Consider the following 14148-nt stretch of genomic DNA (forward strand, 5'->3'; position numbering starts at 1 on the left):
CTTTTCTTTAAGATTTTAATGATTATTTGACGGATGACTCTCATCTAAAAAACGCTAAAATTATGCAAGTATCAAACAAAACCATCATCGTTACAGGTGCGGGAAATGGTATAGGACGTGAATTGACATTACAATTACTCCGAAAAAATGCCAATGTAGTAGGCGTTGATATTAACATCAATGCACTGAATGAAACTCAAAAAATAGCCAATGTAAGCGACGAACGTTTCAAAGGCTTTGCATTAGATATTACAGATAGAACGAAAGTAGAAGCCTTGCCTGAAGAAGTGTTAAATCACTTTCGGGCGGTGGACGGCATCATTAATAATGCAGGAATTATCCAAAAATTTATAACGGTAAATGAGCTTAGTATTGAAGACATTAGTCGAGTAATAAATGTCAATTTTTATGGAACGGTGTATCTTACTAAAGCTTTTCTTCCTTTGTTTTTAGAACGTCCAGAAGCACATATTGTCAATATTTCAAGTATGGGTGGTTTTATTCCTTTTCCAAAACAGACAATATACGGGGCAGCCAAAGCAGCGGTGAAAATATTTACCGAAGGACTTTATGCTGAATTAAAAGATACGAATGTAAAAGTTACGGTAGTTCATCCCGGAGCGATAGCCACCAATATTACTGAAAACTCAGGATTAGGTAAACCTAAAGTTGACTTATCCGACCCAAAAAATGCTGCTGCCGCTGGGAAAATGGCACTTTCGCCAGTCAAAGCTGCTGAGATAATTATTCAGGCGATGGAGAAAAATAAGTTTCGAGTAACAGTCGGTAAAGATGCTACCATGTTAGACATTCTTTATCGTCTTAGCCCAAGATTTGCCACGAATCTCATCGGTAAAATGATGAAAAAAGTAGTAATGTAAATCGAAATACGCTATGAAAAGAAATCTTTTTTTACTGCTTCTCTTATTAATACTTTCGTGGAAAGGAGAGGGGCAGACTACTTCTGAAAAACTTTCACTTGATAAAGGCTGGAAATTTTTTAAAGGTGATATTCCTTTCCCAATTGTAAAAGGACATCGTGAAAGTTATAATAATGCAAAAGCTGCTGGAGCAACAGCGGCGGCTTCAGCCAATTTTAACGATAAAACTTGGCAAAGTATTATGCTACCCCACGATTGGGAAGTAGAAGGAGAATTTGATAAAAACGAAAATGTTTCTCAAGGTTACCGCAAACGTGGCATTGGCTGGTATCGTCGTCAATTCAAATTAGAAGCTACTGATAAAGGGAAACATCTTGAAATTCAATTTGATGGCATCGCTACTCATGCAACCATTTGGTTGAACGGTATATTAATTCATAGAAATTTTTGCGGTTATACTTCTATGTATTTGGATATAACTGCTTTAGCAAAATACGGGGACGAAGTAAACACACTGGCTGTACGTGTTGATGCGGATGCTCAAGAAGGCTGGTGGTACGAAGGAGCTGGGATTTACCGCCATACTTGGCTCTTGAAACGTTCGCCCCTACATATTGTTACCGATGGGGTGTACGCACAACCTATCAAAATAGAAAATACTTGGAAATTACCAGTAGAAATTACCCTTGAAAACAGTGCTACAAGTACAACTAAAGCCAATATTGAAGTAAGTGTTTTGGATGCGAAAGGGAAAACTTTGGTTAGCCAAAACACTCAAAATGAAATAGGAATATTGAAGAAAGAAGTGTTAAATCTAAATCTTTCCGTAGATAACCCAACTTTATGGACACTCGAAAACCCATATCTATACCAAGTAAAAACCATTGTAAAACAAGGTGATTCTATTCTTGATTCTGTTGTTACAAATTGTGGTTTTAGAACTATTCGTTTTGATGCTGATTCAGGTTTTTTCTTGAATGATAAAAATATTAAAATTCAAGGGGTTTGTAATCATCAAGACCATGCGGGTGTGGGTGTAGCTGTGCCAGAATCTATTGTTGAGTTTAGGTTACGAAAATTGAAAGAAATGGGGGTGAATGCTTATCGTTGCTCGCATCATCCGCCTTCTGTTGAGTTTTTGGATTTGTGTGACAAAATGGGAATCATGGTGATGGATGAAAACCGAAACTTTAATATTTCGCCCGAATACATGAATCAATTACGTTGGATGGTACGTCGTGACCGAAATCATCCAAGTATTATTCTTTGGTCGGTTTTCAATGAAGAACCCATGCAAGGCTCTGAACAAGGCTACGAAATGGTGCGAAGAATGAATGCCGAAGTAAAAAGTTTGGATGATACTCGTCCCGTTACCGCAGCGATGAATGGCGGTTTATTTGCTTTCAAAAATGTATCGCAAGCGGTTGATGTTGTGGGTTTTAATTACCAAATGCAATCGTATGACCGTTTTCATAAAGAAAACCCAACAATGAAGTTAACAAGTTCAGAAGATGTTTCGGCTTTTCAGGTAAGAGGAGAATACAAAACCGACAAAGCCAAAAATATCATTGATGCTTATGATTCTGAAAAAGCCATTTGGGGAGCTACGCATCGCAACGCTTGGAAAGCCATTGCCGAACGTCCTTTTTTAGCGGGAGCTTTCGTTTGGACAGGTTTTGATTATCGAGGCGAACCATCGCCTTTTACTTGGCCTTCGGCAAGTTCGTTTTTTGGAGCGATGGATTTATGCGGATTTCCCAAAACAGCCTTTTACATTCACCAAGCTCAATGGATAAAAGATAAACCAATTATCCATATCGCACCACATTGGAATTGGGCTGATAGCGTTGGCAAAGCCATTAAAGTAATGGTAATGAGTAATGCAGATAGTTTGAAATTACTCTTGAATGGTAAAATGATAGCTGGACAAAAGGTTGATAAATATGAAATGAATACTTTTTCTGTTCCTTATCAAAAAGGAAAACTGGAAGCTGTCGGCTATAAAAATGGGAAAGAAGTAAGCAGAACAAAAGTAGAAACGAGTGATGAACCTTTTGCGGTACAGCTTATTCCAGACCGCTCATTTTTAAATGGTGATGGACAAGATGCTATGCCAATTACTGTAAAAGTGTTGGATAAAAAAGGGAGAGAAGTTCCTACGGCTCAAAACCTTATTCAATTCACAATTAAAGGGAGCGGAAAAATTATTGGTGTTGGTAATGGAAATCCCAACTCACACGAATTAGAAAAAGTCAATCAGCGAAGTCTTTTTAATGGATTGGCACAAGTAATTGTACAAGCTGATGAAGATACGAATAGGATAGAATTGTTGGCCAGTGCAGAAAGTTTAAAGCCATTTAGTCTGAAAATTCCTGTGAGAAAAGCGACCATTATTCCATTTGTAAAAGTGATTAATTCGGTTGTTGAGTTGAATGAATGGCATATCAGTGCATTTTCGGATAATAAACCTAACCCAACACAAGAAGTAGCAGAGAATGATATGAATTCTTGGTTGCCGACTAAATCAGCTCAATTACAATTATTTACCGAAGGGAAATATGCCCTACTACGAACCAACTTTAGCTTAAACGATGGTTCAAAAGAAAGAAAATTAGTCTTCAAAAATCTTGTTGGGAAAGCTGAATTTTGGTTAGATAATCAATTGATTTTCAAAAAAGATCATAACGAAAGTACAACGATAAGCGTACCATTTAATGGGCAAAATAAAAGCTACAAATTGGTGGTATTGATAGAAACAGAAAAAAATCAACGAGCAGGTTTAGGCGGACTTGTTACCATTGAGTAGTAGAAATCCATAACGGGAATACTCCAAAATTCATTGAATTTGAGTACAAAAAAAGCCAATGATTACTGGCATAATCACTGGCTTTTGATACTCTGTTTTGGTCTGGCCACCAAAACAAGAGAGAAATGCTTGTTTTATTCTTTAACCCAAAAACAAAACGTACAAAAGTATGAAAAAAACTCATTACTCATGTTTACAAGCCTTGAAATCAATTGTATTTCAAGGAATAGTGCTTATTGGCACTACTTTAATGCCTGCTTTAGCTTCGGCAAAGCACGAATTAAACGTTGCTAACTCTTCAGTGAATTCAGTGAAGGAAACAATAACTGGTACCATTAAAGATGAAAAAAATGAACCCTTAATTGGGGCTTCAATCCTTGTAAAAGGAACTCGTTTGGGAACAATTACCGATAACAATGGTAAGTTTACGCTTGATGTGCCTGATGCAAATAGTGTTTTAATGGTCACGATGATAGGCTATAGCTCGCAAGATATTGTAGTGGGAAATCAGAAAATCATCAATATCGTTTTAAAAGAAGATATTGCTTCATTAGACCAAGTAATCGTTACGGGCGTATTTGATAAACGTACCAGAATGGAATCTTCAGTAGCCATTTCAGTCTTGAATTCAAAACAGATTGAATTGCAAGCACCCACAAGTTCAGCTGAGATTTTAAAAAATATTCCCGGAATTTTCGTGAATTCAGCCGCTGGTGAAATCAAAAACGAAGTTTCGTCTCGTGGTTTTGGTGGCGTAAACGGGTATTATTATGTTTCGATGCAAGAAGACGGACTTCCAGTTACGGGAGCTCAATACACCAATTATGCGCCAGACTTTTTTCTCAGACCAGACCTTACTTTGAGTAAAGTAGAAGCCGTGCGTGGTGGAACAGCCTCTATTTTAGGTAACAACGCTCCGGGCGGGATTTTCAACTACGTTTCCAAAACGGGTACTTCTGAATTAAAGGCTGAAGTGAGAGCAAAATATGGCTTAGAAGGTAATAAAGCCGCCAATCCATATTACAGAATGGATGCCAATATTGGCGGTCCAATTGGTAAATCAAATAGCCTTTATTTTAATATGGGAGGCTTTTATAGACAAAATGATGGACCAAGATATTCGGGTTATCCACTCAATAACGGAGGACAATTCAAAGCAAATTTGATAAAACATCTTGGTAGTGGCTCTCTGAAATTGTACGTAAAATATCTTGATGATAAAAACTCTTTTAACGATTTTTTACCAACTGTTGACTTTAATAATCCAAGATTGGCACCGGGTGTAACTGAAAATACATCATTTTTATTACCTCCTATTAAAGCCACTTATTATTTGAATGATTCAAAAACGCTGCAAACCTTTAATTCTGCGGATAAGATTCATAATAAAGAATTTTCTATTGGCTTGAATGCTGATTTTGATTTAGGCAAAGGCTGGAATATTGATAACAAAATTAGGGTTTCGGATAAAAGTTCATATTGGAACAGTACCCAAGTACCTTTTCCTTTCGCCGTCGATGGCGTTACTTTTTATGGACTTAATGGTTGGGTGCCAAAATTTGGACTTTTCACTTTTTCAGATGCAGCCACGGGTCAAACATTGCTAACGGTTAACCAAGGATTTGGAGCGACTGGTTTAAAATTCACCCCAACAGGTGCTTTGCCGGGAGCAGAAATTCAAGCAAATTCTTTGGTTTTCAACCCATTGGTTGTGACGGATAATAAAGTAAAGGAATTGGTAGAGCAATTAACAATTACAAAGAAAATTGACAAAATGAGTTTCTCAGGTGGTTTGTATTATGTTGCTTCAGACATCAGTAGAACTACAACAGGAGCTGGGACAGCATTTACTCAAATGCTTCCTACTTACCCAAGAGCCACCGTAATTACTTTTACAGACCCTGCGACAGGTCAAATTCAAAAACTGACTAATCCTGACGGTATCGTTGGTGGAAGTAATAGAAGTACTGCCGCTAGTTTGTTTGATGTAACGTTCAATCAGGCAGCCGTATTTTTAGGACATAATTGGGAGGTATCACCGAAACTTAATTTTGACTGGGGAATCCGTTATGAAAGCATTAGAGTGAAAGGTACAAACCAAATTGGTACTATTTATAATTTACCAAATGGTGGAACAGATGGCGACCCATTAACGCTTTATGACAATACCGCAGGTAAGATTACTTCAAAATACGACTACGACAAAACAGTAACGACTACTTCATTTTCATCAGGTTTGAATTATAAAGTAAACGATGATTTTGCTTTATACGGTCGTTATTCATTAGGTAAAAAAGCTCCAGATGTTAGTATTTATCTTTCTATCAATACAGCATCAAATTCAAATTTCTTAAATCCAATCGCTCAATCTACCCAGATGTTTGAGATGGGAGCTAAAATTAGAAGAGATAAGCTGAGTATATTCATTACTCCTTTCTATAGTATTTTGGGGAATGTGCCACAGCAAGCTTATGGACAAGAAACCGCCGAGGCTTCAACGGCTTATTCTACAGAAGTACTTTATAATAAAGCTGAAACAGTCGGTGTGGAATTAGAGGGCAATTATGCAGTAACTAAAAATGTCGGTATCAGAGGAAATGTTACATTCCAAAAATCAACTGCGGTGGACTATAACGTTTGGGCATTAAATGGCAACGGTAAAGCTGATGATAAAGTAGTGAGTTATTCAGGAAATGAAAATGAAAACGTACCAAGAGCTTTAGCAAGAATCTCGCCTTATTGGAATTCAACTACGTTTTTTGCATCAGTTGATATGACTTACATGGGAAAAAGACAAGCTAATATTGCCAACGCATTTTACTTGCCAGCCTTTACACAAACCAATATCAACTTAGGCTATAATGTAAACCAACATTTATCGGTTCAAGCTAATATCAACAATGTTTTCAATAATTATGGTGTAATGGGCTGGGCTGGCACTGGTGGTTTTCCTGCGGCTTTGAATACTCAAGGCGTTACAAAAGCTTCAATTGAAGCCAATCCTAATGCAATATTCAACACCACATCCTTACCGCCAAGGGCTTACTTTTTGACTTTAAGTTATAAATTTTAATGTTTAGGGAGAGCTACAACTCTCCCTAATTTAATAGCTATCTTTATCATGAACAATTCTCGTAGAAATATCATGAAAAAAATTATCGGAGCAACAGCCTTGGCAACAACGGTTGGTTCTATCAAAAACCAACTTCATGCAGCAGAAACCGAACAAAGTAACAAACTTAAAGGTCGTATCAACCATTCGGTTTGTCACTGGGTTTTTAATCCTATGTCTTTGGATGAACTTTGTATTGTTTCCAAAGAAATGGGGATTCAGTCTGTAGAAATCCTCACGGTGGATACTTTTCCTACGCTAAAAAAGCACAATCTTGTTTGCGGTATGGTATCGGGTATCGGGCAAGGTTGGGGTATCGAAAAAGCTTGGAATAAAATCGAAAACCATGAAGGGTTGACGAAATTCTATCATTACCTCATTGATGAAACAGCCAAAGCTGGTTTCAAAAATGTAATTTGTTTTTCGGGAAATAGAGATACAAGTATTACAGACCAACAAGGGTTGGAAAACTGTGCCATCGGAATCAGAAAACTGATGCCTTATGCTGAGAAAAAAGGCATTAATATCATGATTGAATTACTCAATAGTAAAGTAGATCACCCTAATTATATGTGTGACCATACCGAATGGGCAGTTGAGCTGTGTAAAAAAATAGATTCTCCTAATTTCAAAATTGTGTATGACATCTATCATGCTCAAATTATGGACGGTGATATTATTGCTACCATCAAAAAGTATCATCAATATTTTGGACATTATCATACTGGCGGAGTACCGGGCAGACATGAAATAGACGCTTCACAAGAATTGAATTATCCTGCTATTATGGAAGCTATCTTAGAAACAGGCTATAAAGGCTTTGTCGCTCAGGAATTTATTCCTAAACGAGCCGATAAAATTGCATCGCTAAAGCAAGGTGTTATGCTTTGTGATGTTTAAACGAAATAATCTTTACTCTATAATCTTTGGGAATTTTAAGAATTATGAAAATCAGAAAATCCTTTTATCTAAGCTTATGCTTGGGATTATACTTTATCTTTTCAAGTATAATTTCATTTGGTCAGCATGCTACTGTTAATATTAATGTTTCAGGAATTAAATCCAAAAAAGGTCAGATTGTACTAAGTACTTTTAAAAATAGTGAAAGCTTTGCCAAGGAAAACCCTTACAAAAAAATCAAATTTGATAAAAAAGACCTTATTAATGGTTCATTAGAATTGAAATGCACTTTAGATGTTGGAGTATGTGGGATTGTCATTTTAGATGATGAGAACAGCAATGAAGACATGGATAAGAATTTTCTTAGGATGCCAAAAGAAGGCTTTGGTTTTTCTAATTATTATATGCAATCGCTAAAAAGAGTGAGCTTTGAAGAATTCAAACTCAACTTAAATAATGGCATCAATAACGTTCAGATTAAAGTAAAATACTTATAGACTGTTGATTTTATACTTTCTGAATTGTAATCATATCAAAATAATGATGATACTCATTATTGGTGATGCTCAACCAGATGCTCCTTTATTGCCTGCTGGCTTATTGGGAACAGTAAAGCTGGAACTTGTTAAATAAGAATAAATATTCCAAAATTATAAATCTCAAAATCATGAAAATAAAACAGTTTTTCTTGGGTATAAGCATGCTATCGGGACTTGCCCTATCATCATCATTTGCTCAAACAACGAACAATGCTATCAACCTAAAGCAAATGAAATTGATAGGTAAAGTGGACGAACGTTATCAATCTTTTAATGTAGAAATGTGCGAAGTAATTGGTGGTGATTTCTGGATTCCTTACAATTTGATAGATTCTGTCAGAAAAACTTCAAAGAAAACAGGTTTTGCTGCCTTGAAGTGGAAAATAGAACCTATCAATCTGTATGAAAAAAAACTTAGAAATTTAGCTTCTGCTTTAGGTCCAACTTACGTGCGAGTTAGTGGAACATGGGCAAATGCTATTTATTTTCAGGATAATGACGAAGCTCAATTAGTAAGCCCACCTGAAGGTTTTAAAAATATCCTTACTCGTAGTCAGTGGAAAGGCGTGGTTGATTTTTGCAAAGCTGTTGATGGTAAATTGGTAAGTTCATTTCCAATAAGTAGTGGCGTAAGAGATAAAGAGGGCAACTGGACACCCAAATATGTAAAATCTATTATGGATTATACAAAATCTATTGGGGGTGAAATCGTTGCCGCAGAAATGTTTAATGAACCTTCACATGCCAGTCACGGAGATGCGCCTAAAGGCTATAATGGCGATAGTTTCGCTAAAGATTTTTCTGTATTTGAAGAATTCTCTAAAAAAGAATTTCCTAATATGAAAATTCTTGGACCAGGTTCTACTGGCGAAGGTGGAATTTTGCCATCAGGCTTAGATATTCCTGTTGATAAAATTTTGGGTGCTTCGCCAAAACCCACTTTTGAGGTATTTACTTATCACTACTATGGAACGGTTTCACAACGCTGTATGGGTGGACAAAAACCAGCGATGGCACTGAGCAACGAATGGTTGAGTAAAACAGAAAAAGGGCTTGAGTTTTATCAAAATACCAGAGATAAATATATGCCGAATACTCCGATTTGGTTGACAGAAACAGCTGAAACAGCTTGTGGTGGTAACCCAATGGCGGCGACTTATATTGATACTTTCCGTTATTTAGAACAATTGGGGCGACTTGCCAAAAAAGGAGTACAAGTAGTGATGCATAATACTCTTGCACGAAGCGAATATGCTTTACTCGACCATGACACGCACAATCCAAGACCGAACTATTGGGCAGCATTATTGTGGAATAAATTGATGGGAACACAAGTATATGAAGCAGGAACGTCAACGAATGGAGTAGATATTTTCACCCATAATTTAAAAGGAAAATCAGATGGTAGAGCTGTTTTAGTGGTGAATACCAATGATGCAGTAGCTTCCATTGAAGTACCTTCTGGCGGGAAAATCTATTTACTTACCGCTGATGAACTGCTTACTAAAAAAGTAAAACTGAATGGAAAAGAGCTTATGCTTACAAAGGATGATACAATTCCAAGCATCAAAGGAGAAACATTGAAAAATGGAAATGTTCAATTGCCTGCTCATAGTATTGCTTTTCTGACTTTTTCTAAGATTTAGGCGTTTACCGAAATCTTAAATTTTATGGATAGCAAATGAATATTGCAAATTCAATATTCATTTGCTATCCAAAGTTAATCTTGCCTTTTAAATCACAGAAAATCTACACAAAGTAGCGTTCTCGCTCAATAATTACATTCCTGATGTCCTAGTCTTAAAATTACTTCTTTACTATACTTCCTTTCTGTTTTCCTACACATTTCCTAGATTTTGGTCTGATTTTAGTAATATTTAGGGTGTTTATTTCACAATTTTACGTTCACTGAACATTTGGAGTGGAGATATGATGATATGTGCTACTTAATTTTTTATTGATTTGCTTACTTTACATCCTCAAAAAAGACATTCAGATAAAAGCAATCATATTTAACAATCTCATGAAAAAAAACAACCATCTTATTTCTATTTCTCTTTTTAATTGTAAAAATGACTGCTCTAAATTCTCTCAGAACTTTTTTGTAAAGACTGATTATTAGATTCTTGGACTGCTCCAGATTTCTTATTTGGAGCAGTTTTTCTCTAAAATTATTTTCAAAAGAATAAAGTTGGATTTAAGGAATGGAATTAAACATAATGTTTATAAAAACGAATCATCAATTAGCATATTTATCAAAAATTATGAATTATTATAAAATAACAAAACCTATTTATAGCACATTATTGCTTTGTGCTTTATCTACTCATCTGTCTTTTAGTCAGAACAAAACACAATCGCTAAAATCGGCTTATCAAGAAGATTTTCTGATAGGCACAGCTTTAGGTACAGAACATATTCTCGAAAGAAATGAAAAAGCAAATGTGTTGATTAAGCGAGAATTTAATGCGATTACTCCTGAGAACATCATGAAATCTCAGTTAATTCACCCAGCTCCCAATCGTTATAATTTTGATTTAGCGGATAAATACGTTGAGTATGGTCAGAAAAATGATATGTATGTGGTGGGACATACTTTGGTTTGGCATTCACAATTACCAACTTTTGTCGGTAAAATTAAAAGTGCTGACTCTGTACGTATATTTATGACCGAACATATTAATACGGTTGCAGGAAGGTATGCGGGGAAAATCAATAGTTGGGATGTTGTGAATGAGGCATTGAATGAAGACGGAACATTACGAAAATCAGTTTTTTTGAATAAACTAGGAGAAGGCTACATCAAAGAAGCCTTTGAATTGGCTGCCAAAGCCGACCCAAATGCGGCTTTGTATTATAATGATTATAATATTGAACAACCAGCCAAACGAAAAGGAGCGATTGAACTTATCAAAAAATTGCAAGCAAGTGGCACAAAAATAGACGGAGTGGGTATTCAAGGGCATTGGAGTATTAAAACACTTAATCTAAAAGACATTGAAGACTCAATCATTGAATTTTCACAATTAGGCATCAAGGTGGCTTTCACCGAACTAGACCTTACTGTATTACCTAACCCTTGGGATTTACGAGGGGCTGATGTTAATCAACGATTTGCAGAAAGCCCTGAAATGAATCCTTACAAAGATGCTTTACCCGATTCAGTTCAGACAGCTCTAGCCAATCGTTATACTGACATTTTCAAGCTTTTCTTGAAGCACAGAGATAAAATTAGTAGAGTAACTTTTTGGGGAGTTAACGATAGTCACTCATGGTTAAATGGCTTCCCAATTCGCAATCGTACCAATTATCCTTTGTTGTTCGATAGAGCTTTAGAGCCTAAAAAAGCATATCAGGCTGTATTGAATCTAAAAACTGCAAAATAATTTAACAACGATGAACACAAATAAAGAGGTACAAAAACTATCGGTTTTGGAAAAAATTGGCTACAGTCTTGGTGACTTAGCCGCCAATTTGATATTTCAAACATTAATGACTTTTTTAGCATATTTTTATACAGATGTCTATAAAATACCTGCAGGAAAAGCCAGTTTAGTGATTTTTATTGGAGGAATCATTGGCGCATTTTTCAATGTAGCAATGGGTTTAATTGCCGATAGAACCAGTACTCGTTGGGGAAAATTTCGTCCGTGGATACTTTGGACTTCTATTCCTTTTGGCGTAATAGCACTTTTAGCATTCTCCACGCCTAATTTTAGCGAAGATGGTAAAGTGATTTACGCATTAATTACCTATTTATCATTAGTACTTGTTTATTCTGCGAATAATTTACCTTACTCAGCTTTAAGTGGCGTGATGACAGGCGATATGGCCGATCGCAACAGTTTATCGTCGTATAGATTTGTGGCAGTGATGGTCGCACAATTTATCATTCAATCTTTATTATTACCTCTGGCTATTTCACTTGGACATGGCGACAAAGCTGTTGGTTTTGAAAAAGTAATGTTTTTCTTTGCTACAGTTGGCGTCGCCTGTTTTTTAATTACATTTCTTACTACTAGAGAAAGAGTAGTTCCTACCAAACAAGAGAAAAGTAGCGTAACACAAGACCTTTCAGATTTAGTGAAAAATCGCCCTTGGGTAATTATGCTTGCTTTAACAGTACTGATATTCATTACTTTATCGCTAAAAGGCGGAATGTATATTTACTATTTTAAATATTATTTGAATCCTGTAGCACAGGCTAATTTCTTGCAAGAAATAGGCTTTAATCATTTCATCGAAGGCTTAAATCAATTTATTACAGGTTTGGGATTAGGAAAATTTGAATGGCCCGAAGACGCCCCAACCTCAGCCAATAGTTTATTTAATGCTGGTGGAATTATCATGATGATTGTCGGCATTATGTTTTCAAAACCTTTGGCAGATAAATTTGGAAAGCGTAATGTTTTTGGCATTTTCCTTACACTTTCGGCCTTGTGCTTAATCTTGTTTAATTTCTTTGCTAGAGATTCCATCGGAAGTGTGTTTGTTACACAATTACTACATGGTTTTACTTATGGTGTAACAATTCCATTACTATGGGCAATGATTGCCGATGTGGCAGATTATAGTGAATGGAAAAATAACCGTAGAGCTACGGCAATTATATTTTCGGCAATGATTTTTGGTTTAAAAGCAGGTTTAAGTATTGGCGGTGCTATTGGCGCTACCTTGTTATCGAGGTCGGGATATATTGCCGAAAAAGCAGAACAAACTGCCGAAGCAGTATCGGGTATTATAATGTCAGTAAGTATTTATCCGGGAATCATTTTCATTTTAGGTGCCATTTTAGTCATCTGGTATGAGATTGATAAAGCGATGGAATTGAAACTTGAAAGAGAATTAAAAGAGAGAAGAAACGCATAAAATTATAGAAAAATGCCAGAAGTAAGCATAGAACACATTGATTTTGAGGAATTGAATCGCAAGGCAATTTCCCAACCCCTTGTAAAACATATTTATACAGCCGACCCATCGGCGCATGTATTCAACGGCAAAATTTATATTTATCCTTCACATGATATTGAAGCTGGAATTGCTTTTGATGATTTAGGAAGCCATTTTGCGATGGAAGATTATCATGTAATTTCAATGGATTCTATCACAAGCGAAGCCCTTGATAACGGTGTTGCACTTCATGTAAAAGATGTTCCGTGGGCGGAACGCCAAATGTGGGCTCCAGATGCAGCACATAAAGATGGGAAATATTATCTGTATTTTCCAGCCAAAAAAGCAGATGATATTTTTCAGATTGGTGTAGCAGTGGCTGATTCGCCAGTAGGGCCATTTGTGGCTGAGCCTTTGCCAATTGAAGGAAGTTATTCGATTGACCCAGCGGTTTTTGAAGACAAAGATGGCTCTTTTTATATGTATTTCGGTGGACTTTGGGGCGGACAACTTCAGAACTATCGCAATAATCAATACTCAGTCGAAAACCAAGAACCTCAAGTAAATGAAGCTGCGCTTAATCCATTAGTTGCTAAACTCACAGATGATATGCTTGGTTTTGCGGAAGCTCCCAAAGAAGTATTGATTTTGGATGAGAATGGTAATCCATTGTTGGCTGGTGACAATGAGAGACGTTTTTTTGAAGCATCTTGGATGCACTTTTATCAAGGAAAATATTATTTTTCTTACTCTACAGGCGATACACATTTCCTTTGTTACGCAACTGGCGATAATCCTTACGGCCCATTTACTTATCAAGGTAGAATATTGAATCCTGTAGTTGGTTGGACGACGCACCATTCTATTTGTGAAGTAGATAACAAATGGTATTTATTTTATCATGATTCAAGTCTTTCGGAAGGAATTACGCATTTACGTAGCGTAAAAGTTACTGAAATTACTTATGATGCTGATGGAAAAATTCAGACAATTGAGCCTTATGTTCATTAAATAAAGTTT

Annotated in this window: 9 protein-coding genes; all 9 read left to right on the plus strand. The window is 36.2% G+C overall.

Annotated elements, in window-relative coordinates; translation table 11 throughout:
* The first annotated feature begins 62 nt into the window (after positions 1-62).
* The 9 genes from ABID42_RS08565 (at position 63) to ABID42_RS08605 (ending at position 14139) form a co-directional block, all read left to right on the plus strand.
* A complete protein-coding gene (locus tag ABID42_RS08565; protein WP_367283295.1) occupies positions 63-881 on the plus strand; it encodes an SDR family NAD(P)-dependent oxidoreductase in 819 nt (272 codons plus the stop codon).
* Between the two features lie 13 nt (positions 882-894).
* Complete coding sequence (galA, locus tag ABID42_RS08570; RefSeq protein ID WP_367283296.1) at positions 895-3687, plus strand: beta-galactosidase GalA; 2793 nt, start codon at positions 895-897, stop codon at positions 3685-3687.
* A gap of 169 nt (positions 3688-3856) precedes the next feature.
* On the plus strand, positions 3857-6760 hold the full coding sequence (locus ABID42_RS08575) for a TonB-dependent receptor domain-containing protein (protein WP_367283297.1): 2904 nt from the start codon (positions 3857-3859) through the stop codon (positions 6758-6760).
* A gap of 48 nt (positions 6761-6808) precedes the next feature.
* Positions 6809-7699, plus strand: coding sequence for a hydroxypyruvate isomerase family protein (locus ABID42_RS08580; protein ID WP_367283298.1), 891 nt, complete (start codon positions 6809-6811; stop codon positions 7697-7699).
* A 44-nt stretch (positions 7700-7743) separates the two neighbouring features.
* Entirely contained in the window at positions 7744-8196 is a 453-nt protein-coding gene (locus tag ABID42_RS08585; RefSeq protein WP_367283299.1) for a DUF2141 domain-containing protein, read from the plus strand.
* 170 nt (positions 8197-8366) lie between these two features.
* Complete coding sequence (locus tag ABID42_RS08590; protein WP_367283300.1) at positions 8367-9884, plus strand: hypothetical protein; 1518 nt, start codon at positions 8367-8369, stop codon at positions 9882-9884.
* A 573-nt stretch (positions 9885-10457) separates the two neighbouring features.
* Positions 10458-11624, plus strand: coding sequence for an endo-1,4-beta-xylanase (locus ABID42_RS08595; RefSeq protein ID WP_367283301.1), 1167 nt, complete (start codon positions 10458-10460; stop codon positions 11622-11624).
* A gap of 10 nt (positions 11625-11634) precedes the next feature.
* Positions 11635-13107 (plus strand): MFS transporter, encoded by a 1473-nt coding sequence (locus tag ABID42_RS08600; protein WP_367283302.1) that lies wholly within the window; start codon positions 11635-11637, stop codon positions 13105-13107.
* A gap of 12 nt (positions 13108-13119) precedes the next feature.
* Positions 13120-14139: a glycoside hydrolase family 43 protein gene (locus tag ABID42_RS08605; protein WP_367283303.1), complete on the plus strand. Its 1020-nt coding sequence runs from the start codon at positions 13120-13122 to the stop codon at positions 14137-14139.
* The last annotated feature ends 9 nt before the right edge of the window (positions 14140-14148 follow it).

It is taken from the genome of Arcicella rosea (assembly GCF_040543805.1).
GTDB lineage: Bacteria > Bacteroidota > Bacteroidia > Cytophagales > Spirosomataceae > Arcicella > Arcicella rosea.